A 26965-nucleotide genomic window follows, 5' to 3' on the forward strand; every position below is an offset into this window, starting at 1 on the left:
CAAGAAATCATGTCCCTTATTCTGACAAATTTTATTTCTAATTCTTTTTCTTAATCTCGAATGGTGTCGCTGGTAAACCCTCTTTAGAAAACAAATTTGCATCAGCTGGGTTATCCGCCCAAGCATAGCGGACAATGGTTGGGCTTTTAATTTCAGGATTCCAAACTTTTACTTGGTTTCCAATTATTTCAGCTTTTGCCCAAACAAAATTTATCCCATCATTTGAAATAGCAAACGATTTTAAATCAGTACCCTTTTTTACAACTAAACCTTTGCCAACATCTTTAAAATCAATAATTACTTGATCATTTTCAAATTTAAATGTGTTTGGAGATGGACTAGAAGCTACGAGTTTTGTTTCGCCATACGCAAATTTACGAGCTTGGAGCGCCAATCTTTTTCCAACATCTTCCTTATTTAAAGGATGTATATCATTCCATTCTCCTATATCCGTAATAACAGCCATTCCTGTATTGGGAATAGCCAAAGTTTCGTATTGTGCTTGTCTCAATCTAGCCCAATTACTTTCAACTGGGTTAGAATTACTCTCCATAAAATTAGCTAATTGTACGAACAAAAACGGAAAATCACCTTGTTTCCAATTCGTTCTCCAATCGGTAATCATCGTCGAGAATGCTTCTTTATAATTGTATGGATTTCCAGCATTAGACTCACCTTGATACCAAATCACTCCTTTTATTTTGAAGTTTAACAAAGGGGCAATCATCGCATTATATAATCCTTCTGGTTTCCATCTAATAAAAGTTGACCCTATTAAAGGCTTCATTTCGGTTCCTAATTGGTATTTCCAATTCCCTTTTAAATCAATGCTATCATTACCTACAACTAAACAATATGGCTTATCTAACACAAAACCTCCTTGACCTGAGTTATTAATCACACGAACAGTAATTGTATTTTTTCCTTCTTTTAAAACTGATGATCCAATTTCATATTTTCTTGGTGGATACTGATAACCTGTTGTGCCCACATAATCACCATTGATATACGCAAAATCCTGATCGACAATGCGACCTAAAACCAATTTGGCTGATTTACCCACAAATGAATTAGGAACCGTAAATTCCTTTTTGAACCAAACAACTCCATTGATATTTCCTAAAGATTCATTTGCCCAATATCCTGGAATTGTCATTTCTTTCCAATCCGACAAATCGGTATTCGATTGATTCCAAACAGGTTTTCCGTTTGTAAAACCTTTGTCTTTAGAGTTTAATTCAGCGTACCAATCGTCACTTCGTTTTTGATCACTTTTGGTAATCTCTTCAATAAGAGCGTCATTTTTAAACTTTTCTGCTTCTTGATAGGCTTCCGGGAAGGATTTTAAAGCCTTTTTACTCATCCATGATTCTACTGGAGAACCGCCGAGAGCAGTATTTACTAATCCAATTGGAACTCCTTCTTTTGCATAAATAGCCGTAGCAAAAAAATAAGCCACCGCAGAAAAATCCAACACATTTTTAGGCGAACAACTTACCCATGAACCAGAATCAAAATCGGTTTCTTCTTTTTTAAGATTATATTTATCAGCTACTAAAAATTGCCTGATTTTAGAATTGGTTGCATTCTTAATTTCTTCTCCATACTTTTCTTTAAGACGTTCCATTGGTAATTCCATATTCGATTGCCCTGAGCAAACCCAAACATCACCAAACAAAACATCTGAAACCGTAACCGAATTACTAGCTTCAAAAACCATTTCATAGGGACCACCTGCTTTTTGCTTTGGCAATATAATTACCCAATTACCGGTATTATCCGCTTTGGCAAAATATACTTTCGAATTAAATTTCAATTGTACATTTTCGTTCGCAGCTGCCCAACCCCAAATTTTTAATTCTTCATTACGTTGCAAAACAACTCCATTACTAATGAGTCGCGGCAATTTAATTTGTGCTCTCATGTTTGCCTGAAAGACCAAAAAGACACTAAAAACCAAAAGTAGGTATTTCATTTTTATATATTTTGTTAGTAATATAATTTGACAGCAGTTACCTTGTTATTTTATGGTTATTATAGTTTCTGCCATTTTAGGAGCTCCCAAATCAAAACTTTTTTTCATCGGACTTGATCCTCCAACGAAGATTTTAAACTCTCCCGGTTCGATGATTCTATTTCCATCATTTTTAACCATTTCAAAAGCTTTTGGCAACAATTCGAATGTTATTTTTTGAGTTTCTCCTGCATTTAAATGAATTCTTTTAATTCCTGAAAGCTGAAAGTTAGGCACTTCAACCGATGCAATCAAATCAGAAACATACAATTGTACCACTTCATCTGATTGTATTTTCCCAGAATTAGTCACATCAACGGTAACTGAAAGTGATTGGTTTTTGGCTATTTTCTTAGATGAAACCTGAAGATTAGTATATTTAAAATCCGCATAACTTAATCCAAAACCAAAAGGATATAAAGGTTCAACATTCATATACTTATACGTTCTTCCTTTCATACTATAATTTACATAATCGGGTAATTGATCATATGATTTAGGAAAAGTAATGGGCAATTTTCCAGAAGGAGAACGATCTCCAAACAAAATATCTGCAATAGCATTTCCTCCTTCTTCACCTGGATACCAAACCAACAGAACTGCATCTGATAATTCTTGAATTTCAGCCAAATTCATTGGGCTTCCACCTGTTACAACTGTTACAATTGGTTTTCCTCCATTGGCATCTTTATTTGCTATTTTTCTTAATTTTCGTAAATAATCAATTTGGCTCTGCGGAATATTATAATCCAAACGATCTCCAGCTGTTGGAGATGCCAATGACTCCCCTTCTTCACCTTCAATCAAACCAGAAATACCTATAACCGCAATAGTTACATCACTCTGACCTGCATTTCCACTTGCCCAATCTATTGGATTGATTCCAGTTTGATTAAACATAGCGCCCATTTGGTAATGCAGTTGACTAGCTTCACTTACTTTATGAGCAATACCTTCCAAAACCGTTACCATATCAGAACTGATTCCGTAATAGTTCCCTAAAAGCACATCAATATTAGCAGCATTTGGTCCTGTTACAAAATATTTTGAAAGATCTTTTTTTAGAGGTAAAACACCATTGTTTTTCAGTAAAACAATGCTTTTTTCAGCAACCTCTTTAGCCAAGGCACGATGTTCCTTACTGCCTACTACATCCAAAGAAATAGCATCATACGGATTGCTTCCAATAGGATCGAACAATCCTAGTTTGAAACGAGTATGTAACAAAACTGCTAATTGGTTATCAATTTCTTTTTCAGTAATCAACCCTTTCCGAATGGCTTCTGGCAAAGCTTCATAAGTATTTCCACAATCCAAACTTACTCCACTTTTGAGAGCAAGTGCGGCAGCTTCGGCTTCTGTTTGTACGACTCCATGACCATTTTTTTCCTTTGGCGTATATAAATCCTGAAGAGCACCACAATCACTTAATACATGCCCTTTAAAATTCCATTTTTTTCTTAAAACATCTGTAATCAAATAATTATTCGAACAACAAGGTGCTCCATTCGTACTATTATAGGCACACATAACTGCTTCGACTTTAACATCAACTAAAGCATGAAAAGCAGGCAAATACGTTTCCTCTAAATCTTTTGGAGAAGCCACAGCATTAAACTCATGGCGCAATTTTTCAGGACCGCTATGCACTGCAAAATGTTTGGCACAAGCAGCAGTCTTTAAATAATTTGGATTATCACCCTGCAATCCTTTTACAAATGAAACACCTATAGAAGCCGTTAAAAAAGGATCTTCACCATAGGTTTCCTGCCCACGTCCCCAACGAGGATCTCTGAAAATATTAATATTTGGTGTCCAAAATGTCAAACCTCCATATTGTTTAAAATAACCTTTGGCTTTCGAGGTATTGTATAATGCTCTTGCTTCATCTGAAATTGCCGAAGATACACGATATGCTAAATCAGAATCAAAAGTAGCACCAAGACCAATGGCTTGTGGAAAAACCGTTGCAACTGAAGATCTTCCAACGCCATGCAACGCTTCATTCCAGTAACTATATGGCAAAATCCCTAATCGTTCGATGGCTGATGTATTGTTCATCATTTGATTGACTTTTTCCTCTAACGTCAATCTGGAAATTAAATCTTTTATCCTTTCCTCTATTGATAATGAAGAATTTTGAAAAGGAAAATTCATTTTATCAGATGAGTTAGTTTGCGCCTCTATTCTGTTAGGAGCAAATACTATCAAAAGTAAAAACAGGGCACTATGTAGTATTTTTTTCATTACTTACTAGATTTAAATAAAACTGATTGAAAAATATAGAAATAAATTTTTTTCTTCAGATACAATGATATAATTTTACGCAACCGATTGCAAATATAAATATATTTTTTTAAGTTTAAATTTATTGAATGTATATTTTTAAAGTAATTTTATTTCCATATAATCATTATTAAGACTTAAACTCACCAGATATGAAACATAAGAAACAACATAAAAATATTTTTTTCTGTCTTTTTCTTTTAACCTATAGTCTCTCTAATGCCCAAAATGATTATAAATTATGGCTGCAATATTCACCAATTACAAGCCCTGAAACGGTATCCAACTATCACAAAAACGTTCAAGGAATTGTAAAATATGGAGAATCAGAAACGCTACAAGTTGCATTAAATGAAATGCAAACAGGATTACAGAGCATGTTAGGAAATAGCATTGGACTAACAACAAAAAAAGAAAACAGCATCATTATTGGTACCTACTCTTCATTAGACAAAGATTTCCAAAACCTTATAAAATCGAATCTTGAAAAGATACAAAAGGATGGGTATATTATTAAAACCATAACTAATAATAACACAAAAAATATCCTAATTACAGGAAAAACAGATGTAGCGGTTTTATACGGCGCTTTTAATTTCTTAAAATTGATTCAAACCAACAAATCAATAGAAAACCTAAATATTATAGATTCACCAAAAACCGACATCCGTATATTAAACCATTGGGATAACTTAGATGGAAAAGTGGAACGTGGTTATGCTGGTTCATCTTTATGGAATTGGCAAAAATTACCTCTTTTTATTGAACAACGTTACATCAATTATGCTCGTGCGAATGCTTCGATTGGAATTAACGGAACAGTACTAACGAATGTAAATGCAAATGCATTAATCCTTACCCCTTTATATTTAGAAAAAGTTAAAGCTTTAGCCAATGCCTTTCGACCTTACGGTATAAAAGTATATTTAACAGCTCGTTTTTCTGCGCCTATAGAAATTGGAGGTTTAAAAACTGCTGATCCAACAGATAAAGATGTTATCAATTGGTGGAAAGAAAAAGCAAAGGAAATTTATAATCAAATTCCAGATTTTGGTGGTTTTTTGGTAAAAGCGAATTCAGAAGGACAACCAGGTCCACAAAATTATGGCAAAAACCATGTTGATGGCGCCAATATGCTTGCTGATGCTGTTTCACCGTTTGGAGGTGTAATAATGTGGAGAGCATTTGTATATTCAGAACATGATGTTGATGATCGTGCCAAACAAGCATTTTCAGAATTTGTGCCTTACGATGGGAGATTTAGAAAAAATGTAATTGTACAAGTTAAAAATGGTCCAATTGATTTCCAGCCAAGAGAACCTTTCCATCCCATGTTTGGAGCCATGCCCAAAACACCATTAATGATGGAATTTCAAATTACTCAAGAATATTTGGGTTTTAGCTCTCATTTAGTCTTTTTACCAAAATTGTATCAGGAGGTTTTACAATCGGATACTTATAGCAAAGGTAAAGGATCAACTGTTGCTAAAATTGTAGATGGAACTTTAGAAAATCATACAATTAGCGGGATTGCTGGAGTGTCTAATATTGGGAGTGATCTTAACTGGACTGGACATCCTTTTGCGCAGGCAAATTGGTATGGCTTTGGAAGGCTGGCTTGGAATCCTAATTTAGATGCAGAAACGATTGCAGAAGAATGGTTACGTTCCACATTTTCAAACGATGATAACTTTGTAAATCCTGTAAAAAAAATGATGATCAATTCAAGAGAGGCAGTTGTCAATTACATGACGCCATTGGGTCTGCATCACATCATGGCAACCAATCATCATTATGGACCTGGTCCTTGGGTTAACAACCTATCCAGACCCGAATGGAATCCAGTTTATTATCACAAAGCTGATGCCAACGGAATTGGTTTTGACCGATCAAAAACAGGAACAAAAGCAACAACTCAGTTTTTTCCTGAAGTTGAAAAAAAATTTGACAATTTAGAAACTTGTCCCGAAAAGTACTTATTATGGTTTCATCATGTTTCTTGGGATTATAAATTAAAAAACGGAAATACTCTTTGGGATGGACTAGCACTTCAATACCAACAAGGCGTTGACGATGTAAAATCAATGCAAACCACTTGGAATAAAACCGAAAAATATGTAGACAAAGAACGCTTTAAAGAAGTTCAGCAATTATTAGAAATTCAAAATCAGGAAGCCAAATGGTGGCGTGATGCTTGTTTACTTTATTTTCAACAATATTCAAAAAAACAATTACCACAAGGTGTCGAAAAACCAACAAAAACATTAGACTATTTTGAATCTTTACAATTCCCATTTGCACCTGGAATATAAACTAACTATACAATTATAAAACACCATTATCCTATGAAGACATATCCTTTTTTTTTAACACTTTTCGCAACAATAACCTTTTCAAGCTGTTATTCACAAAAAGAACACCATTCAAAAAATCCAAACTTAAAAGATACTTTTAAAAAGAGTTTTTATATTGGAACTGCTATAAATGAATCTCAAATTGAAGAAAAAAATACAGCGGAAAATACACTAATAGTTTCTCAGTTCAATAGTATTACTGCTGAAAACATCATGAAATCAATGAATATTCATCCTCAAAAAGAAAAATATGCCTTTGATTTATCAGATAAATTTGTTGCTTTCGGGCAAAAAAACAAGATGTTTATTCACGGGCATACTTTAATATGGCACAGTCAACTATCTCCTTGGATAGCTGAAATTAAAGATAGTACCGAGTTGAAAAATGTCATGAAAGACCATATTTCTACAATTGTTTCCCGTTATAAAGGAAAAATTGACTCTTGGGATGTGGTAAACGAAGCCGTGAACGATGATGGAACATTGCGAAAATCTGTTTTTTTAGAAACTTTGGGGGAGGATTATTTAGCATATGCATTTCAATTAGCAGCCAAAGCAGATCCAAATGCAGATTTATATTACAATGATTATAGCATGACTAACCCTGCAAAAAGAGAGGCTGTTATTAAAATGGTCAAAAAAATTCAGGCTAAAGGGATTAAAATAGACGGAATTGGCATGCAAGGTCACTGGCAATTAAATTCACCGACAATTGATGAAATTGAAAAAAGTATTTTAGCATATTCTGATTTGGGAGTAAAAGTAGCTTTTACAGAATTAGACATCTCCGTATTACCAAGCCCTTGGGAGTTACAGGGAGCCGAAATCAGTCAGCAGTTTGAAAACACTCCAAAAATGAATCCATATCCACAAAGTTTACCAGATTCTATACAAGAAAAATTAGCAAAACGCTATTCGGATATTTTTAAATTGTTTTTAAAACATAAAGATAAAATTAGCCGTGTTACTTTTTGGGGAGTTCACGATGGGCAATCTTGGCTAAATGACTGGCCAATTAAAGGAAGAACTAATTACCCACTTTTATTTGACGCTAAATTGAAACCTAAAAAAGCATATTACAGCGTTATAAATACAACTAAAAAATAAGATTAAATTTTATTCAACGAGTTTAATTTATGCTTTTTGCAAGAGAGATTACTTGAATTTATTTTTATTTCAAAGGTAGTTCAGTAGACTTCGTTTAAAGCAAATCTCTTTTAAATATTTTATTAAAAAAAGGGGACTTTCATATATACTTTGAAAGTCCCTTTTAATTTTTTAAAAGTAATTATTCAATTACTTTTAAAAAATATCTAAAGGTCAAAAAAAATTAACAACCTAGTCTTCAAATTCATAAAAACAGTACTTCAAAAACTTATTTTGATACTAATATTTGCTTTCTATATTTGCTTTAGAAAACATTACAAAAAATAATTTTAAAGATATCTTAGCAAAGTAAAAACAACTAGTTATAACACACAATGAAAGAGAAAATTATATCCAAAGCTAGTGACTTGTTTTTAAAATTAGGTTTTAAAAGCGTCACTATGGATGATATTGCGGGTGAGATGTGTATCTCTAAAAAAACCATTTACAAATATTTTTGTAATAAAGAATTATTAATAGATGTAAGTACTCAGGAAGTTCATCAATCACTTCATCACGTGATAGATACTATTGTATCCAAAAACCATAATGCCATTGAAGAAAATTTTGAGATCAGAAAAATGTTCAAAGAAATGTTTCAAACCACTGACACCTCACCTCTTTACCAATTAAAAAAACATTATCCAGAAATATATCAAAAAGTAATGTCACGTGAAGTTAATAAATGTAACATGTGGTTCAAACAAAATATAGAAAAAGGAATTCAACAAGACCTCTATCGAAAAGAACTCGATATAGATGTTTATGTAAATTTCTATTATATCTTGATTTTTAGCATTAAAGAAAATACCATTTCTGAAAAAGAATCTAGAAATCTAGAATTAGAAGCATTAGAATACCATACCAGAGCTATGGCTTCACCAAAAGGAATCATCGAGCTCGAAAAACAATTACTTAAAGCTAAAACTCAATAAGTAGTCATTTTGACCCATGCAATATCATCTGGAACATTTCCAATGAGTAAACTAATTAAGTTTGAGATGTACTAAATAAAATTGTGACAGTATTACTCTGCAGTTGTTGGATCAATTATTCCCGAAACAAGGCTAACTTTATTAGCAGGAAATCCTCCTTTACTAGCATGCTCCCTAACCATTTCTTCATTAGGCGCAATATAAACACAATAAATTTTATCGCCTGTCACATAACTGTGATTCCATTGAATTTCAGGCCCCATTTTACTTAAGACTCCACAAGATATTTTCGAAATATCTTTTAATTGTTCTGTAGTCAAATTCCCTGCATTGGGAATTTCTCTTTCAATAACATACTTAGGCATAATAATCAGATAAATAATTTAAACAGAAACTAGTACTAAAACTCTTTGCTTATAGTAGCTCCCTAATAAACACATTAATCTATTCTAAAACATTCAGTATTTAGATACTTCGTCAGTTTACAATCGCTGGTGAAGCGTGTCCCTTTGCAAAAACTTCGGATCGGATTTTCCTTTCTTTCATTCGTTATGTAAAAAAACACCATCTATATTTTAAAGTAAGAGAAATATATTAACTCCAAAGAAGCTATTAAAAAAAGATCGCAACATACAATTGTTTTTTAAATCAAAATCTTTAAAAAACACTCTAAAAATCAAAATCGGCTTTCACAGAAACCTGTAAGAGCCGATTTCTTTACAGTCGCAAAACTTAATTATTTAAAGCATTGACAAATCAAACATTTAAACTAACTAATTCTAAATTTTGCTTTAAACAATGCGCTGTTTTTCCATATTAAATTTACAACAAATTTGCTTCTCCAATCTCCATTTTAACAAACATATAACGCCATAAAATCTTTTATAGATGTTAAAAAAAGAAACCCACTTTGAATTTACAAAATGGGCTTCTTTAATACCTTGTTACTACTAATTAATTAGAAGTTGCAAAAGCATCTTGTCTCCAGTTTTTAACTTTTGATATTTGATTGTTTGAAAAATCTACTTCACAAAGGCTACTTTTTTCAGTATTTTGAGACCAGAAAAACCATTTTCCAGTTTTTACTCCTGCAACATACTCACCAGACGCAATTTTATCTCCTGCTTCATTATAAGAAACCCAAATTCCTTCCAGTTTTCCATTTTCAAAATATCCTTCTTGTTGTATTTGCCCATTTTCATAAAAATAGGTAGCTTTTAATTTTTTACCAAAAGGCTCTAAAACTGGTTTTGCATCTTGCGCAAAAACAACTCCAGAAAATAATATCGCAGTCAAAATCACTAACTTTTTCATATCGCTTATTTTTAATTGTTTACATCTTGTTACATCAAAATTAAGAACAAAATTTACATTAAAAAAACTTTTACTTAACAATTTGGTAACACAGGCAAAAGCTTAACATTGGAAATTCATTTAAAATATAAAAACCAACGCTAAAGGATTGATTTAACTGGTATTTTTGAAAAAATTTAAAAATTACGATAACGTTATAAATTTCACAAACTATTCTAACAAAGCATCAAATTTTGTTTGTAAATTATCCGAAGATGGTCTATCTGCATCTGCTTCTAAAACATTTCCGATTGGATCAAGTAATATAAACCTCGGAATTCCAACTACACCATAACTCTGAACAAATTCAGACTCCCATTCTTTATCTGCAATCAATTGAATTCCTCCTAAATTTTTATCTAATACAAATTTTTTCCATTTTTCATTTTTTTCATCAATAGATATACTCACAAATTCGATATTCTTACCATGATACTTCTTTTCAATTTTTTTTAGAAAAGGAATTTCAGCTTTACATGGACCGCACCATGTTGCCCAAATATCGATGTAAACATATTTGCCTTTTAAATCCGAAAGTCTGGTCTTACCTCCTTTATAATTTTCATAATCAAAATCTGGAGAGAGTTTCTCTTTAAGTTTATTCATCTTAGTAACCCTTGCATAATCATTTACTGCATTAATACTATAGACATCGAAATTCCCTTTTAAGCGCTCTTTAAATTCCGGATCATAATCTCCCTTTTCAAGACCCTCTAAATCATTTTTCTTCTTAACTTCTAATAAAGAAGCAAATTCTGTAGGCTCTTTTAAAAAAGCTTCCTCTTCAAATTTTTTATTTTTTAATACTTGTTGTGCTAAAAAATTATTTTCTTTAGACCCTTTTCCTTTAAATACAATTGTTTCGGCAAACTGTTTACTATTCAATGTTAAATTAACTTCAGAATCTGGCTTTAAATATAATCCTAAAGCATCTGTCCCATAGTAGAGTAGATAAAATCCAGTAGGGGCTTCAAAAGTAGCTTCAAAGACTTCATTTTTATTTATCGGAATAATTTGCTTAAAATTATTTTGTCTTATAATCAAAGTATCACTATTTCTATTTTCTATTCTAGCTGTAAATTTTATTAGATTCATAGTTTGAGCATTAGCACTGAAAAAAAACAAAACAACAGGTACTAAAAACATAATTTTTTTCATCATTAACATGTTTAATATTACAATTCAAATCTAAAGATATTCTATCTGAAAATCTATACAATAACAAAACATTTCATTTAATATTCACCAACTTACTCACTTTATTATATTAATTTGAATTTTGTGTTTACTTTTGCAGTCTAAAATTTATATCATGTACAGAAGTCATAATTGTGGCGAATTAAATGCCTCACATATCAATACAGAAGTTACTCTTGCCGGTTGGGTTCAAAAATCTAGAGATAAAGGTTTTATGAATTGGGTCGATTTACGCGATCGTTACGGAATTACTCAATTGATTTTTGACGAAAGTCGTTCTATAAAAGAAGTTTTTGAAGCTGCAAAAACACTTGGACGTGAATACGTGATTCAAGTTAAAGGAACTGTTATTGAGCGTGAAGCTAAAAACAAAAACATTCCTACTGGAGAAATCGAAATTTTAGTTACTGAACTAAACATATTAAATGCTTCTTTAACTCCTCCTTTCACTATTGAAGATGAAACTGATGGTGGAGAAGACATTCGAATGAAATACCGTTACCTTGATATTAGAAGAAATCCAGTAAAAAACAGTTTGCTTTTCCGTCACAAAGTGGCAATGGAAGTTCGTAAATATTTATCTGATTTGGATTTCTGTGAAGTAGAGACTCCTTACTTAATCAAATCGACTCCAGAGGGAGCTAGAGATTTTGTTGTTCCATCTAGAATGAACGAAGGACAATTTTATGCTTTACCACAATCACCACAAACTTTCAAACAATTATTGATGGTTGGTGGAATGGATAAATATTTTCAAATTGTAAAATGTTTCCGTGACGAAGATTTACGTGCAGACCGTCAACCAGAGTTTACACAAATCGATTGTGAAATGGCTTTTGTTGAACAAGAAGATATTTTAAATATTTTTGAAGGACTGACTCGTCATTTATTAAAAGAAATAAAAGGTATCGATGTAGATAAATTCCCAAGAATTACCTACGATTATGCTATGAAAACATACGGAAATGACAAACCGGACATTCGTTTCGGAATGAAATTTGGTGAGTTAAACGAATTTGCACAACATAAAGAATTTCCAGTATTCAATTCAGCAGAATTAGTTGTTGGAATCGCTGTTCCTGGAGCAGGAAATTATACGCGTAAAGAAATTGATGCTTTAATTGACTGGGTAAAACGTCCTCAAGTTGGCGCAAGCGGAATGGTTTATGCAAAATGTAACGACGATGGCACTTTCAAATCTTCTGTAGATAAATTCTATGATCAAGACGATTTAACCAATTGGGCAAAAACAACAGGCGCAAAAGCTGGCGATATGATTTTTGTTCTTTCTGGACCTGCTGATAAAACTAGAGCCCAATTAAGCGCATTGCGTATGGAATTAGCAACTCGTTTGGGTTTAAGAAATCCAGCTGAGTTTGCTCCACTTTGGGTAGTTGACTTCCCTTTATTAGAACTAGATGAAGAAAGCGGGCGTTACCATGCCATGCATCACCCTTTTACTTCTCCAAAACCAGAAGACATGAGTTTATTAGAAACTGAACCTGGAAAAGTTCGTGCCAATGCCTATGATATGGTATTGAATGGTAATGAAATTGGCGGAGGATCAATTCGTATCCATGATAAAGCAACTCAGCAATTAATGTTTAAATATTTAGGTTTTACTGAAGATGAGGCTAAAGCTCAATTTGGTTTCTTAATGGATGCATTCCAATTTGGTGCTCCACCTCATGGTGGTTTAGCATTTGGACTTGACCGTTTAGTAGCAATATTAGGAGGTCAGGAAACAATTCGTGACTTTATTGCCTTTCCAAAAAACAATTCTGGAAGAGATGTAATGATAGACGCACCATCCGTTATTGATGAATCGCAATTAAAGGAATTACATATTAAATTAAATTCAAACAATTAGGTAAAAACACTTGAATATCAATAATTTTAGAAAAAAATTAATGTCATAATGATTTTCGTATTATATTAAAGATTACATTTGCGACATTATAAATTATTATTACTATTACAATGCGTACAGGTACAGTTAAATTTTTCAATGAATCTAAAGGTTACGGATTCATTACAGACGAAGAAACAGGAAAAGACATTTTTGTTCATGCATCAGGAATCAACGCGGAAGAATTACGCGAAGGTGACAGAGTTAGCTATGAAGAAGAAGAAGGAAGAAAAGGTAAAGTTGCAGCTAAAGTAGCAGTACTTTAAGCTCCAAAATAGTTTACTGTTTTATTGCAAAAAACGTCTAAAAAACGTTCCGATTATATCGGAACGTTTTTTTTTGCACTTATCCCAAAAACAAACAATTTCAAGTGATTATTTATAATCAATAAAAATTAGGATTTTAAGAAGTTATTAACACTACTTAATCTGTAACAAAACTTGTGTTTTAATAACACTAAGGCTATCTTTGTAACAAATTTTAAAGCTAAAATTGACAATTATGCAATCTGAACAAATAAATTATATTCCAATCTTCATGCAGCTTCTTTTAGCTGTTGGATTTGTTGTTGGTATGATCATTATTTCTGGAAAATTAGGCCCAAAAAGATTGTCTGAAAATAAAGACAAGAACTTTGAGTGTGGAATTGAATCTGTTGGAAACGCTAGGATACCATTTTCTGTAAAATATTTCATCGTAGCCATCTTGTTCGTTCTATTTGATGTTGAAGTAATATTCCTATATCCTTGGGCTGTGAATTTCAAAGAGTTAGGTGTTGAAGGAATGTTTAAAATGATTATCTTTATGATGTTGCTTTTGGTTGGTTTTTTCTATATTATCAAGAAGAAAGCTTTGGAGTGGGAATAAAAATTAATTACGAATTTGAAATTACGAATAATAAATTCTGGTTTCTTAATAGTTACTTAAAAATGTTTTAAATTATGAATTCATAATTCATAATTCACAATTCATAATTTTAAAAGAAATGAGTGATTCAAAAATAAATATGGTTGCCCCACCAGAAGGTGTTACTGGAGAAGGATTCTTCGCCACAAAACTGAATGACGTTGTTGGATTAGCACGTGCCAATTCTCTTTGGCCTTTACCTTTTGCCACTTCTTGTTGCGGAATTGAATTTATGGCAACAATGGCATCACATTATGATTTAGCGCGTTTTGGATCTGAAAGAGTGAGTTTCTCACCTCGTCAGGCAGATATGCTATTAGTAATGGGAACTATTTCTAAAAAAATGGCTCCGATTTTACGTCAAGTTTACGAACAAATGGCAGAACCTAGATGGGTAATTGCCGTTGGTGCTTGCGCTTCGTCAGGTGGAATCTTTGATACTTACTCTGTTTTACAGGGAATTGACAAAGTGATTCCTGTTGATGTTTATGTTCCTGGATGTCCTCCAAGACCAGAACAAATTGTAGACGGCGTAATGAAACTACAAGAATTAGTAAAAAGCGAATCTGTAAGAAGAAGAAGCTCACCAGAATACAAAGAATTATTGGCATCTTATAACATTCAATAAGAAAATGGCATTAGAGACAACAGAAATTCAAGAGAAGTTAGTAGAAACTTTTGGTTCAAAGGTTAACAAATTTTACCAAGAAAGAGACATCTTCACATTTGAAATGGATTCAGACATCAATACTGCTGTTATCCTTTTTTTAAAAAATGATCCTACTTTACGTTTTCATTTTTTGACAGATTTATGTGGAATACATTATCCAGATAATGAAGAAAACAGACAGTTTGCTATCGTTTATCATTTACACAATTGGTACGAAAACAAGCGAATCCGAATCAAAGCCTTCATAAACGGTTCCAATCCAGAAATCAAAACCTTATCAAACATCTTTTTATGTTCTAACTGGATGGAAAGAGAAACTTATGATTTCTATGGAGTAAATTTCATCGGACATCAACAATTGAAACGTATTTTGAACATGGATGAAATGATTTCTTTCCCAATGCGTAAAGAGTTCCCAATGGAAGACAGTGGAAGAACTGATAAAGACGACAGGTATTTTGGAAGAACAACAATCAACCAATCAATAGTTAAATAAATATAATTTTTCACATTAGATAAATGTCAGAACTATTATTACCACCAGAGCATCGCTATGCTAAAATAATCAAAGAGAGACACAATGAAGACGGAAGCGAACTTTCTATTCTGAATTTAGGTCCTACTCACCCAGCAACGCACGGTATTTTCCAAAATATCTTGTTGATGGATGGTGAAAGAATTCTTGAAGCGGAACCAACTATTGGTTACATCCACAGAGCTTTCGAGAAAATTGCCGAAAATCGTCCTTTTTACCAAATCACACCTCTTACCGATAGAATGAACTATTGTTCTTCTCCTATCAACAATATGGGATGGTGGATGACACTTGAAAAACTTCTTGACATAAAAGTTCCTAAAAGAGTTGAATACCTAAGAGTTATTATAATGGAGTTGGCTCGTATTACCGACCACTTGATTTGTAATTCAATTTTAGGTGTTGATACTGGAGCTTACACTGGATTCCTTTATGTATTTCAATTTAGAGAAAAAGTATACGAAATCTACGAAGAAATTTGCGGAGCTCGTCTTACTACAAACATGGGAAGAATTGGTGGTTTTGAAAGAGATTGGTCACCAGAAGCTTTTAGAAAATTAGATGACTTTTTGAGAGATTTTCCAGTTGCTTGGAAAGAATTCGAAAACTTATTCGAAAGAAACAGAATCTTTATTGATAGAACTGTAAATGTTGGAGCTATTACAGCTGAAAAAGCAATGGCTTATGGATTTACAGGTCCAAATTTACGTGCAGCGGGTATCGATTATGATGTTCGTGTAGCACAACCTTATTCTTCATACGAAGATTTTGACTTCATCGTTCCAGTTGGAAAATCAGGAGATACTTATGACCGTTTTTGCGTAAGAAACGCCGAAGTTTGGGAAAGTTTAAGCATTATTCGTCAGGCTTTAGATAAAATGCCAGAAGGAAATGAATATCATGCTGAAGTTCCTGATTATTACCTTCCTCCAAAAGAAGATGTATATCACAATATGGAATCATTGATTTATCATTTCAAAATTGTAATGGGTGAAGTTCCAGTTCCTGTAGCAGATATTTATCACCCTGTTGAAGGAGGAAATGGAGAAATCGGATTCTATTTAGTAACAGACGGAAGCAGAACTCCTTATAGATTACACTTCAGGAGACCTTGTTTTATCTTTTATCAAGCTTATCCAGAGATGATTAAAGGTTCAATGTTATCTGATGCAATTGTTATTTTATCAAGTTTAAATGTTATTGCTGGAGAATTAGACGCATAAAAAAATTATGAATTTTTAATTATGAATTATGAATGTCAAAAGCATTTAAAAATTTAAAATAATAAAAATTCAAAATTCAAAATAATACCAAATGGAACGTAAACATTACAAACAAGAAATAAATATGACCGAAGCGTTGATGTCTCGCATCAATGAACTAATCAGTCATTATCCAGAAGACAAAAGAAAGTCAGCTTTACTTCCCGTTTTGCATGAAGTTCAAGACGCTCATGACAATTGGTTGAGTATTGAATTGCAAGATAAAGTTGCCGAAATTTTACTAATCAAGCCAATAGAAGTGTATGAAGTAGTTACTTTTTACACCATGTTCAACCAAAGACCAATTGGTAAATACATGTTTGAATTCTGCCAAACTTCTCCATGTTGTTTGAATGGCGTTGAAGATTTAATGGATTACACCTGTGAAAAATTAGGCGTTCCTGTTGGACAAGCTACAGCAGATGGCCTTTTTGAAGTAAGAGGAGTTGAATGTTTGGGTGCTTGTGGTTATGCTCCAATGATGCAATTGGGAGATTTTTACAAAGAACATTTGAATAAAGAAAAAATCGATCAGTTAATCGCTGATTGTAAAGACGATAAAATAATATTACACGATAAATAAGATGTCACAAAAAATATTATTAGATAAAATCAATATTCCTGGTATTAAAACCTACGAAGTATATCGCCAAAACGGTGGTTATGCTTCTGTAGAAAAAGCTTTAAAAACATTAACTCCAGACGAAGTAGTCGAAGAAGTAAAAACTTCTGGATTACGTGGTCGGGGTGGTGCTGGTTTCCCAGCTGGAATGAAATGGAGTTTTATTGATAAAAAATCAGGAAAACCAAGACATTTAGTTTGTAACGCAGATGAGTCTGAGCCAGGAACATTTAAAGATCGTTATTTGATGGAATACATTCCACACTTATTGATTGAAGGAATGATTACTTCTAGCTATGCGTTGGGTGCTAACCTTTCATATATCTACATTCGTGGAGAATATATGTGGGTTTATAAAATTTTAGAAAGAGCTATTGCTGAAGCAAAAGCAGCAGGCTTTTTAGGAAAAAATATATTAGGAACTGGTTACGACTTGGATTTATATGTTCAAATCGGTGGTGGAGCTTACATCTGTGGAGAAGAAACGGCGCTGATTGAATCATTGGAAGGAAAAAGAGGAAATCCTCGTATCAAACCACCATTTCCTGCAGTTTCAGGACTTTGGGCAAATCCAACTGTAGTAAACAACGTAGAAACAATTGCAGCTGTGCCATGGATTGTAAATAATTCAGGTGCTGATTATGCTAAAATTGGTATTGGAAGATCTACAGGAACTAAATTAATTTCTGCTTCGGGACATATTAAAAACCCTGGAGTTTATGAAATTGAATTAGGATTAAGCGTTTATGAATTCATGAATTCTGACGAATATTTAGGCGGAATGAGTTCAGACCGTCCATTAAAAGCATTTGTACCTGGAGGAAGTTCTGTTCCAGTTTTACCAGCGAATTTAATATACAAAACAGCAGCAGGAGAAGATCGTTTGATGTCTTACGAATCCTTAAGTGACGGTGGTTTTGCCACTGGATCAATGTTAGGTTCTGGAGGATTTATCGTTTACAACGACACTTCTTGTATTGTTCGTAACACTTGGAATTTTTCTCGTTTTTATCACCATGAAAGCTGTGGACAATGTACTCCATGTAGAGAAGGTACAGGTTGGATGGAAAAAGTATTGCACAGAATTGAAAACGGACACGGACGTGAAGAAGATATCGATTTGCTTTTGAGTATTCAAAGTAAAATTGAAGGAAACACTATCTGTCCTCTTGGTGATGCAGCGGCTTGGCCAGTTGCAGCGGCGATTCGTCACTTTAGAGATGAATTTGAATACCATATTCGTTTTCCAGAAAAAATAAAAAACAGAGACCACTTTGTAGCAGAGCCATTCGAAAAGGTAAAACACTTAGTAAGCAAAGAAACAGTTTAAAAATGTTTAAAGTTTAAAGTTTAAAGTTCTAGCAACTTGAAACTTTAAACCTGAAACTTTCAAACAAAAATAATAATGAAAGTAACTATAGACGGTCAAGAAATTGAAGTAGAAGCAGGAACAACGATCTTGCAAGCTGCACGTATGATTGGTGGAGAAGTTGTTCCGCCAGCGATGTGCTATTATTCTAAATTAAAGGGGAGCGGTGGAAAATGCCGTTGTTGTTTAGTCGATGTAACCAAAGGTAGTGACGCTGACCCAAGACCTATGCCAAAATTGATGGCTTCTTGTGTAACTGGCTGTCAAGACGGAATGGAAATCGCTAGTAAAGCATCTACTAGAGTTCAAGAAGCAAGAAAAGCAGTAACTGAATTTTTGTTAATTAATCACCCACTAGATTGCCCTATTTGTGATCAAGCTGGAGAATGTGATTTACAAAACCTAAGCTTCGAACACGGAAAATCACAATCTCGTTTTATTGAAGAAAAAAGAACATTTGAACCAGAAGATATTGGTCCAAATATTCAATTACACATGAATCGTTGTATTTTATGTCAAAGATGTGTGCAAGTTGCAGATCAATTGACAGACAATCGTGTTCATGGTGTAATGGATCGTGGTGATCATGCTAATATTTCGACTTGTATTTCAAAAGCTATAGATAATGAGTTTTCTGGAAATATGATTGATGTATGTCCTGTTGGTGCTTTGACTGACAAAACTTTTAGATTCAAATCTAGAGTTTGGTTCAACAAACCTTACAATGCACACAGAGAATGTACTACTCCAGGATGTTGTGGAAAAACTACTGTTTGGATGTTTGGTGGGGAAATCCAACGTGTAACTGGTCGTAAAGATGAGTTCCATGAAGTGGAAGAGTTCATTTGTAACAGTTGTCGTTTTGACCACAAAGATGTTAATGATTGGACAATTGAAGGACCAAGAGAATTTGAAAAAGATTCTGTTATCAATCAAAACAATTACACTCAAAAATTAGAGAAAGTAGAAATCGCTACTGAGAAAAATATCCTTTTGGGTAGAGACCAAGATCGCAAAAAAATTAGTATGGCTTCAAATCCATTAGACATTAACACTAAACAATCTTAAAAAATGGATAGTACATTTGTTATAGAGAAAGGTGTTTTTATAGTAATAATTTTTGCTCTTACGATGTTGATGGCTATGTATTCTACATGGGCTGAACGTAAAGTTGCTGCTTGGTTACAAGATAGAGTTGGACCAAACAGAGCAGGACCTTGGGGATTGCTTCAACCACTTGCAGATGGTGGTAAATTATTTGCAAAAGAAGAATTTATCCCAAACACACCTAATAAATTTTTATTTATTGTTGGTCCTACTGTTGCCATGAGTACAGCTTTGATGACAAGTGCTGTTATTCCTTGGGGAGATAAATTACACTTGTTTGGAAGAGATATTTTATTACAAGCAACTGACATTAATATTGGTCTTTTATACATTTTTGGAGTAGTTTCTTTAGGAGTTTACGGCATCATGATTGGTGGTTGGGCTTCTAATAATAAATTCTCTCTGATGGGAGCTATTAGAGCGGCTTCGCAAATGGTTTCTTATGAGGTTGCAATGGGATTGTCTATAATCGCTTTGACGATGATGACAGGAACATTGAGTTTAAAAGAAATCTCCATGCAACAATCAGAATGGCATTGGAATGTTTTTTATCAACCGCTTACTTTCTTGATCTTCTTGATTTGTGCTTTTGCAGAATTAAACAGAACTCCTTTTGATTTAGCGGAATGTGAATCGGAATTAATTGGAGGTTACCATACGGAATATTCTTCGATGAAAATGGGATTCTATTTGTTCGCAGAATATGCAAATATGTTTATTTCTTCGACAATTATGGCTGTCTTGTTCTTTGGTGGATACAATTATCCTGGAATGGGATGGGTTTCAGAACATTTGGGTGGAAATATTGCCAACGTAATTGGAATGATGGTGTTGTTTGGTAAATTATGTGGTTTCATCTTCTTTATCATGTGGGTTCGTTGGACGATACCAAGATTTAGATATGACCAATTGATGCATTTGGGTTGGAGAATTTTGATTCCACTTGCTATTGCAAATATTATGATAACTGGAATAGTAATTTTAAGAAGTGATATCGCTGCTTATTTCGGATTTTAACAGAACAAATTTCCTTAGAAAACGTCACTAGCCCTGATAGAAGTGGAAATCCTTTTATGTTTTTCTTTAAAACATAAAAGATTGCAACGGATAGCAGGATTAGCTACAAATAAAAAATAAAAAATGTCAATAGAAACTATATCCTTATCGGGAAGAAAAAAAATGGTCTCCAATAAAGAGATGACTTTTTTGGAGCGATTGTATTTGGTAGCGATTGTAAAAGGTTTAGCCATTACGATAAAACACTTATTCAAAAGAAAAGCTACGATTCAATATCCTGAGCAAGTACGTGAAATGAGTCCTGTATATCGTGGTCAACACATGTTGAAACGTGATGAAGAAGGTAGAGAAAACTGTACCGCTTGTGGATTATGTGCTTTGTCTTGTCCTGCTGAAGCTATCACAATGAAGGCAGCAGAACGTAAAGCGGATGAAAAACACCTTTACAGAGAAGAAAAATATGCTGAAATATATGAAATCAATATGTTGAGATGTATTTTTTGCGGACTATGTGAAGAAGCTTGTCCAAAAGATGCTATCTATTTGACTTTATCTAAAGAATTAGTTCCTTCTAGTTATGAAAGAGAAGATTTTATTTTTGGAAAAGATAAACTAGTTATGCCAATGGAAATGGCTTTGAAAAACACTCAACTTAAAAACGCTAACTAATGTCAACAGTACTTATTTTATTTTGTGTATTGTCTGCAATCACATTGCTAACAGCTTTTTTAACTATTTTTAGTAGAAATCCAATTCACAGTGCGATTTACTTAGTGATTTGTTTTTTCTCTATTGCAGGGCACTATTTGTTGTTGAATGCTCAGTTTTTAGCCATTGTACATATTATTGTTTACTCTGGAGCGATTATGATTTTATTGCTCTTTACCATAATGTTGATGAATTTGAATGAAGCGGATGAAGTTCATAAACCGCGTTTCACCAGATTAGGAGCTGTAGTTTCCTTTTGTTTGGTATGTTTGGTTTTGATAAAAATATTCATTGATTCTAAACCTATTGTTGAATACGATTATACTGGTCAAGATTACCAATCGATAAAAGTACTCGGAAAAGCATTATTGAATGAGTATATGGTTCCGTTTGAATTTGCTTCTATCTTGTTATTGGTAGCGATGATTGGAACTGTGTTATTGTCTAAAAAAGAAAAATTAGAAAAATAATGAACAATATTTTAACTCAGATTGGTATAGAGAACTATATCTTCCTATGTGTAACGCTTTTTTGCGTTGGTATTTTTGGAGTTTTATATAGACGAAATGCTATCATTGTATTTATGTCTATTGAAATTATGTTGAATGCTGTTAACTTATTATTTGTAGCTTTCTCTACTTACCATCAAGATACACAAGGTCAAGTATTCGTGTTTTTCTCTATGGCTGTAGCAGCTGCCGAGGTTGCGGTTGGTCTAGCGATATTAGTTTCGATATTTAGAAATATTGGTTCTATTAGTATTGATAATTTAAAAAACTTAAAAGGATAAATGGCAATGGATACCAATTTAGCTTTAGTCTTACTATTAACTCCTTTTTTAGGATTTTTAATTAATATTTTCTTTGGGAAGAGCCTTGGGAAATCGGTTTCTGGAATTATAGGAACCCTTTCGATTGTAGCTTCTTTTGCAGTAGCGATTTCTTTCTTTTTACAAATCAATCAAACTCAAAAACCTATAAGCATTGAATTATTTGATTGGATTCAGATTAGTAAATTTCATGTAAGTTTTGGTTTTTTATTAGACCAATTATCCATTTTATGGTTGCTTTTCGTAACTGGAATTGGGTCATTGATTCATTTATATTCTATCAGCTACATGCACGATGATGAGAATATGCATAAGTTTTTTGCGTATTTGAATCTGTTTATTTTCTTCATGATTTCATTAGTAGTAGGTAGTAACTTATTAGTAATGTTTATTGGATGGGAAGGCGTTGGACTTTGTTCATACTTATTAATTGGATTTTGGCATAAAAACCAAGAGTACAACGATGCTGCCAAAAAGGCTTTTATTATGAACCGTATTGGGGATTTAGGTTTATTAATCGGAATCTTCATTCTTGGAAATATGTTCTCTACTTTAGATTTTGCTAGTTTAAAAACAGCAATCGAAGGAACAAAAAATCTTGATACATATTGGTTAAGCATTGCTGCTTTAGCATTGTTTATCGGAGCTTGTGGTAAATCTGCACAAATTCCATTATATACTTGGTTGCCTGATGCGATGGCAGGACCAACTCCTGTTTCTGCATTAATACATGCTGCTACGATGGTAACTGCTGGTATCTTCATGGTAACTAGAATGCACTTTTTATTCGACTTAACTCCAGAAATACAAACTATCATTGCTGTAATTGGGGGTGTAACCTCATTGGTTGCTGCAACTATCGGTTTGGTTCAAACGGATATCAAAAAAGTTCTTGCCTACTCTACTGTTTCTCAATTGGGATTAATGTTTTTGGCTTTAGGTTTTGGTGCTTATGAAGTAGCTGTATTCCACGTAATCACTCACGCTTTCTTTAAAGCTTGTTTGTTCTTAGGTTCTGGTTCAGTAATTCACGGTTTACATGGAGAACAAGATATGCGTAAAATGGGAGGCTTGAAAAAAGCAATGCCTATTACATTTTGGACAATGCTTATTGCTTCATTAGCAATTTCAGGAGTTCCTGTATTTTCAGGGTTTTTCTCTAAAGATGAAATTTTAATGACCGCTTTCCATCATAACATTCCTCTTTGGGTTGTTGGTTCGGTTGCTTCTATCATGACCGCTTTCTATATGTTTAGATTGATGTTCTTAACTTTCTTTAAAGATTTTAGAGGAACAGAAGAACAAAAACACCATTTACATGAAAGCCCTGCATTAATAACATTCCCTTTAATTGTATTAGCAATTTTGGCAGCAATTGGTGGTTTAATCAGTTTGCCAACTGATAGTTGGTTAAATGGTTATTTAGGGCCTTTGTTTTCACAAGCAGCTCATGAAGAACATGCTTTAGGAACTACAGAATACATGTTGATGGGAATTGCTGTTATAGGTGGACTAGTTGGAATAGGAATTGCTTATGCTAAATACATTTCTAAACATGAAATTCCAGCCGAAGATTCGGAAATAACAGGTGTTTCAAAAGTACTTTACAATAAATACTATATTGATGAATTGTATGATGCTATTTTTGTTGCGCCAATAAACAGTTTGTCAAAATTGTTTAGAGACTATGTAGAAACTGGAATTTCATCAGTTGTCTTTGGCTTTGGAAAAGTAACTAGTGAACTTAGCCTTCAAGGTAAAAAATTACAAAACGGAAGTGTTGGACTTTATTTGTTTGCCTTTGTTTTAGGCTTATGTGCCATTATTTCTTATTTATTTTTAGCTCAATAATTATATACTATGAATGTATCTCTAATATTAATCATCCTTTTAGTTGGCGCATTTGCAACTTATTTAGCCGGTGATAAACTTGCTTCAAAAGTGGCTTTATTTTTTGGAATAGCCTCATTGGGTTGCTCAATAGTTTTATTAAATCATTTTAATTTAGGCGAAAACATTAGCTACATCAGCCAATGGATTACCTTACCTAAAGTTTCTTTTGCATTACAAGCTGATGGATTATCGTTGGCAATGATTTTATTGACAACTGGCTTGACCGCCATTATCATCTTATCTTCATTTGGTAATGATTTCAAAAATGCAAAAGCGATTTATGCTCTAATATTGTTCATGTCTTTTGCTATGACAGGAACTTTCTTGGCAAGCGACGGACTTTTATATTACATCTTCTGGGAATTATCATTAATCCCAATTTACTTTATCGCTTTAATTTGGGGTAACGGTGATGCAGAAGAACGCAGAAAAGCAGTTGTTAAATTTTTCATCTATACACTTGCAGGTTCATTGTTTATGTTGGTTGCATTTATTTATATGTACCAAAAAGCAGGAAGCTTCTTAATTGAAGATTTATATAAGTTAAAGTTAGATATTAACGAACAAAAATGGATTTTTACCGCTTTCTTCTTAGCGTATGCTATTAAAATTCCTTTGATTCCTTTCCATACTTGGCAAGCGAACGTATACCAAAAAGCACCAACTCTTGGTACAATGCTTTTATCTGGTATAATGTTAAAAATGGGATTATACAGTTTAATTCGTTGGCAATTGCCTTTAGCTCCATTAGCAGCTAAAGAATACATGTATATTTTTATTGGAGTTGGAATTGCAGGAGTAATTTATGGTTCAATTGTAGCGTTAAGACAAAAAGACCTTAAAAAATTATTGGCTTATTCATCTCTTGCTCACGTTGGACTAATTGCTGCTGGAACTTATACATTAACTCTTGATGGATTTAGAGGAGCGGTTTTACAAATGATTGCTCACGGTTTTGTGGTAGTTGGATTGTTTTTTGCTGCTGAAATCATTTTTAGAAGATACGAAACTAGATTAATTTCAGAAATGGGAGGTATTCGTTCTCAATCTCCAAAATTCACTTCTATGTTTTTGATTATGGTATTGGCATCTGTGGCTTTACCAACAACTTTCAACTTTATTGGAGAATTTACCGTTTTATATAGCCTTTCTCAAGTAAATATTTGGTTTGCCCTATTAGGTGGAACAACTATTATTTTAGGAGCCTATTATATGCTAAAAATGTTTCAACATGCAATGTTAGGAGAAACCAATACTAAAGTATTTGCTGATGTTACTTTCTCTGAAGGTTTGACAATGGTACTAATTATTGCGGTTTTGCTTTTCTTCGGAATGTATCCAAAACCAATCAATGATTTGATAACACCAAGTCTTGAAACTATTTTAAACACTATTAATAAATACAATTAAGTAAAAAGCATAATATAAATGACAACATTAATAGCTATAATAGGATTAGGTGTTTTATGCCTTATTTTTGAAATCTTTGATTTTAGAAAAGCAATTATTCCAATAACAATTATTGGGTTATTAGCCATTCTAGGTCTTACTGTTTCTGAATTTAATTCTCCTGCGAGTTACCATAACAATATGATTGTTGTGAGTAAATTTTCGGTTTCATTCTCTAGTTTATTCATAGTACTGACTATATTTTTGGTCGCTTTAAGCCATAACTTCTACGAAAATCACCAAAGTAAAATTTCTGATTTCATTACCATAAAAATATTCTTATTGGCTGGAGCTGTTGCTATGGTTTCTTTTGGAAATCTTGCTATGTTCTTTTTAGGAATCGAAATATTATCTATTTCTCTTTATGTTCTTGCAGCAAGCGATAGAACGAAGATTAAAAGTAATGAAGCGGGTATGAAATACTTCCTAATGGGATCATTTGCCTCAGGAATAATTTTATTTGGTATCTGTATGATTTACGGAGCAATGGGTTCTTTTGATATTATTGAAATTAGTGATATGTCACAATCAGCTGAATTGCCAATTTGGTTTCCAATAGGAATTGCTTTGGTGACTATTGGAATGTTATTTAAAATCGCAGCTGTTCCGTTTCATTTCTGGGCTCCAGACGTTTACGAAGGTTCGCCTACACTGACCACTGCATTAATGAGTACTTTGGCAAAAGTAGTAGCGATTGCAACTCTTTATAAATTATTATCTAGCATGAATGCAGACATCAATTACTCTTTCCAAATTGTTGTTGTCGTTATTTCCATTCTTTCTATGACAGTGGGTAATATTATGGCATTAAGACAAGTCAATGTGAAACGTATGCTAGCTTTCTCTGGTGTTTCTCATGCAGGATTTATGTTAATGACATTATTAAGTTTATCAACTTCAGCAGGAAGTTTATTGTATTATACAACTGCTTATTCACTAGCTGGTATTGCTGCATTTAGTGTTATATTATATGTTTGTAAAAACAGAGATAATGAAGATATTGTCAACTTCCATGGATTAGGAAAAACAAATCCATTATTGGCTGCAATCCTAACTGCATCATTACTTTCTATGGCCGGTATTCCAATCTTTGCAGGTTTCTTTGCTAAGTTGGTTTTATTCAGTCAAACTATTCAAGCAGGTTATTTAGTCGTTGTTATATTTGCTGTTATCAACTCTATTATTAGTGTTGGTTACTACTTTAAATTAATCTTAGCAATGTACACCAAAGAACCGAATGAAGCTCGTGGAGGAACAGCATATATATATCATGCCGTTGCAATTATAGCTATTGTTCTAAACATCATTTTAGGATTATTCCCTTCTCTGGTTTTAGATTTATTAGCATAAAAAGAAACTATTCAATCTTAAAGAAATATAAAAGTCAGCTAAATTTAGCTGACT

24 protein-coding genes are annotated in these 26965 nt (G+C 33.1%); 19 read left to right on the forward strand and 5 right to left on the reverse strand.

Translation table 11 applies throughout. The annotated features are described in order from the left end of the window. Nucleotides 1-37 precede the first annotated feature (37 nt). Nucleotides 38-1975: a sialate O-acetylesterase gene (locus CLU82_RS07335; protein ID WP_100842476.1), complete on the reverse strand. Its 1938-nt coding sequence runs from the start codon at nucleotides 1973-1975 to the stop codon at nucleotides 38-40. 45 nt (nucleotides 1976-2020) lie between these two features. After that, entirely contained in the window at nucleotides 2021-4261 is a 2241-nt protein-coding gene (locus CLU82_RS07340; RefSeq protein ID WP_198520200.1) for a glycoside hydrolase family 3 N-terminal domain-containing protein, read from the reverse strand. A 191-nt stretch (nucleotides 4262-4452) separates the two neighbouring features. On the opposite strand from CLU82_RS07340, the gene CLU82_RS07345 reads away from it, so the two are divergent. From CLU82_RS07345 to CLU82_RS07355, 3 genes are all read left to right on the forward strand, one after another. Continuing rightward, complete coding sequence (locus CLU82_RS07345; RefSeq protein WP_100842477.1) at nucleotides 4453-6612, forward strand: alpha-glucuronidase family glycosyl hydrolase; 2160 nt, start codon at nucleotides 4453-4455, stop codon at nucleotides 6610-6612. A 33-nt stretch (nucleotides 6613-6645) separates the two neighbouring features. After that, nucleotides 6646-7761, forward strand: coding sequence for an endo-1,4-beta-xylanase (locus CLU82_RS07350; protein WP_100842478.1), 1116 nt, complete (start codon nucleotides 6646-6648; stop codon nucleotides 7759-7761). Nucleotides 7762-8135: 374 nt separating this feature from the next. Further along, nucleotides 8136-8735: a TetR/AcrR family transcriptional regulator gene (locus CLU82_RS07355; protein WP_100842479.1), complete on the forward strand. Its 600-nt coding sequence runs from the start codon at nucleotides 8136-8138 to the stop codon at nucleotides 8733-8735. Nucleotides 8736-8827: 92 nt separating this feature from the next. On the opposite strand, the gene CLU82_RS07360 is transcribed toward CLU82_RS07355, so the two are convergent. The 3 genes from CLU82_RS07360 to CLU82_RS07370 all read right to left on the reverse strand — a co-directional run bounded on the left by CLU82_RS07360 (nucleotide 8828) and on the right by CLU82_RS07370 (nucleotide 11183). Further along, nucleotides 8828-9100, reverse strand: coding sequence for a DUF4242 domain-containing protein (locus CLU82_RS07360; protein WP_100842480.1), 273 nt, complete (start codon nucleotides 9098-9100; stop codon nucleotides 8828-8830). A 589-nt stretch (nucleotides 9101-9689) separates the two neighbouring features. Continuing rightward, the gene (locus CLU82_RS07365; RefSeq protein ID WP_100844966.1) at nucleotides 9690-10049 is read right to left on the reverse strand and encodes a toxin-antitoxin system YwqK family antitoxin; all 360 of its coding nucleotides are present in this window, start codon (nucleotides 10047-10049) and stop codon (nucleotides 9690-9692) included. A gap of 210 nt (nucleotides 10050-10259) precedes the next feature. Next, on the reverse strand, nucleotides 10260-11183 hold the full coding sequence (locus tag CLU82_RS07370) for a TlpA disulfide reductase family protein (RefSeq protein ID WP_232735228.1): 924 nt from the start codon (nucleotides 11181-11183) through the stop codon (nucleotides 10260-10262). Between the two features lie 217 nt (nucleotides 11184-11400). Between CLU82_RS07370 and aspS the strand changes: the two genes are divergently transcribed. From aspS to CLU82_RS07450, 16 genes are all read left to right on the forward strand, one after another. Then, nucleotides 11401-13155: an aspartate--tRNA ligase gene (gene aspS, locus CLU82_RS07375; RefSeq protein ID WP_100842482.1), complete on the forward strand. Its 1755-nt coding sequence runs from the start codon at nucleotides 11401-11403 to the stop codon at nucleotides 13153-13155. A gap of 110 nt (nucleotides 13156-13265) precedes the next feature. Then, nucleotides 13266-13460, forward strand: a complete 195-nt coding sequence (locus CLU82_RS07380; RefSeq protein ID WP_077378011.1) for a cold-shock protein — start codon at nucleotides 13266-13268, stop codon at nucleotides 13458-13460. 235 nt (nucleotides 13461-13695) lie between these two features. After that, nucleotides 13696-14061: an NADH-quinone oxidoreductase subunit A gene (locus CLU82_RS07385; protein WP_100842483.1), complete on the forward strand. Its 366-nt coding sequence runs from the start codon at nucleotides 13696-13698 to the stop codon at nucleotides 14059-14061. Nucleotides 14062-14179: 118 nt separating this feature from the next. Beyond that, nucleotides 14180-14728, forward strand: coding sequence for an NADH-quinone oxidoreductase subunit B (locus tag CLU82_RS07390; protein WP_100842484.1), 549 nt, complete (start codon nucleotides 14180-14182; stop codon nucleotides 14726-14728). Between the two features lie 4 nt (nucleotides 14729-14732). Next, nucleotides 14733-15266: an NADH-quinone oxidoreductase subunit C gene (locus CLU82_RS07395; RefSeq protein ID WP_100842485.1), complete on the forward strand. Its 534-nt coding sequence runs from the start codon at nucleotides 14733-14735 to the stop codon at nucleotides 15264-15266. Nucleotides 15267-15289: 23 nt separating this feature from the next. Further along, nucleotides 15290-16528, forward strand: a complete 1239-nt coding sequence (locus CLU82_RS07400) for an NADH-quinone oxidoreductase subunit D (protein WP_100842486.1) — start codon at nucleotides 15290-15292, stop codon at nucleotides 16526-16528. A gap of 91 nt (nucleotides 16529-16619) precedes the next feature. After that, complete coding sequence (gene nuoE, locus CLU82_RS07405; RefSeq protein ID WP_100842487.1) at nucleotides 16620-17150, forward strand: NAD(P)H-dependent oxidoreductase subunit E; 531 nt, start codon at nucleotides 16620-16622, stop codon at nucleotides 17148-17150. Between the two features lies 1 nt (nucleotide 17151). Beyond that, on the forward strand, nucleotides 17152-18519 hold the full coding sequence (nuoF, locus tag CLU82_RS07410) for an NADH-quinone oxidoreductase subunit NuoF (protein WP_100842488.1): 1368 nt from the start codon (nucleotides 17152-17154) through the stop codon (nucleotides 18517-18519). A gap of 75 nt (nucleotides 18520-18594) precedes the next feature. Then, nucleotides 18595-19626 (forward strand): 2Fe-2S iron-sulfur cluster-binding protein, encoded by a 1032-nt coding sequence (locus CLU82_RS07415; protein ID WP_100842489.1) that lies wholly within the window; start codon nucleotides 18595-18597, stop codon nucleotides 19624-19626. A 3-nt stretch (nucleotides 19627-19629) separates the two neighbouring features. Further along, nucleotides 19630-20682, forward strand: a complete 1053-nt coding sequence (gene nuoH / locus CLU82_RS07420) for an NADH-quinone oxidoreductase subunit NuoH (protein WP_100842490.1) — start codon at nucleotides 19630-19632, stop codon at nucleotides 20680-20682. Nucleotides 20683-20805: 123 nt separating this feature from the next. Beyond that, complete coding sequence (locus CLU82_RS07425) at nucleotides 20806-21351, forward strand: NADH-quinone oxidoreductase subunit I (RefSeq protein WP_100842491.1); 546 nt, start codon at nucleotides 20806-20808, stop codon at nucleotides 21349-21351. Then, a complete protein-coding gene (locus tag CLU82_RS07430; RefSeq protein WP_100842492.1) occupies nucleotides 21351-21860 on the forward strand; it encodes an NADH-quinone oxidoreductase subunit J in 510 nt (169 codons plus the stop codon). The genes CLU82_RS07425 and CLU82_RS07430 overlap by 1 nt, the downstream gene beginning before the upstream one ends. After that, a complete protein-coding gene (gene nuoK / locus CLU82_RS07435; RefSeq protein WP_100842493.1) occupies nucleotides 21860-22180 on the forward strand; it encodes an NADH-quinone oxidoreductase subunit NuoK in 321 nt (106 codons plus the stop codon). Before CLU82_RS07430 ends, nuoK begins: the two co-directional genes overlap by 1 nt. 6 nt (nucleotides 22181-22186) lie before the next feature. Continuing rightward, on the forward strand, nucleotides 22187-24070 hold the full coding sequence (nuoL, locus tag CLU82_RS07440) for an NADH-quinone oxidoreductase subunit L (protein WP_100844967.1): 1884 nt from the start codon (nucleotides 22187-22189) through the stop codon (nucleotides 24068-24070). A gap of 9 nt (nucleotides 24071-24079) precedes the next feature. After that, nucleotides 24080-25522: a NuoM family protein gene (locus CLU82_RS07445; protein ID WP_100842494.1), complete on the forward strand. Its 1443-nt coding sequence runs from the start codon at nucleotides 24080-24082 to the stop codon at nucleotides 25520-25522. Nucleotides 25523-25540: 18 nt separating this feature from the next. Continuing rightward, complete coding sequence (locus CLU82_RS07450) at nucleotides 25541-26911, forward strand: NADH-quinone oxidoreductase subunit N (RefSeq protein ID WP_100842495.1); 1371 nt, start codon at nucleotides 25541-25543, stop codon at nucleotides 26909-26911. Nucleotides 26912-26965 lie beyond the last annotated feature (54 nt).

Origin of the sequence: Flavobacterium sp. 5 (assembly GCF_002813295.1) — a bacterium.
GTDB lineage: Bacteria > Bacteroidota > Bacteroidia > Flavobacteriales > Flavobacteriaceae > Flavobacterium.